We start from the raw sequence: 279 nt of genomic DNA, 5'->3' as shown, positions 1-279 counted from the left end.
CGTGAGCGACGGCTCGTCCATCCACTGGACGTCGTCGAGCGCGAGCAGGACGCCGCCTTCGCGCTCGGCGACCGACGCGAGCAGCGCGACGACCCCGGCGGCGACCGCGACCGCGGACGGCGGGACGCCCGTCGCGCGACCGAGGGCGACGGCCAGCGCCGTGCGCGCGGGGTCCGGGAGCCGGCCCAGGGCCGTCGCCTCCTCGTCGCGCAGCAGATGACCGAGGGCGGCGAAGGGGACGCGGTCCTCCTCCGGCACCGAGCGCGAGCGCAGGACCAC

1 protein-coding gene is annotated in these 279 nt (G+C 78.5%); it reads right to left on the bottom strand.

The features are described from left to right. On the bottom strand, positions 1 to 279 hold a 279-nt coding region (locus tag AB2U10_RS19260; RefSeq protein WP_367916698.1), incomplete at both ends, for a hypothetical protein.

The sequence above is a fragment of the Leadbetterella sp. DM7 genome, assembly GCF_040829825.2.
Classification (GTDB): domain Bacteria; phylum Bacteroidota; class Bacteroidia; order Cytophagales; family Spirosomataceae; genus Leadbetterella.
The sequence above is the reverse complement of the archived record's forward strand: the minus strand, read 5'-3'. Positions and strand labels throughout refer to the sequence as shown.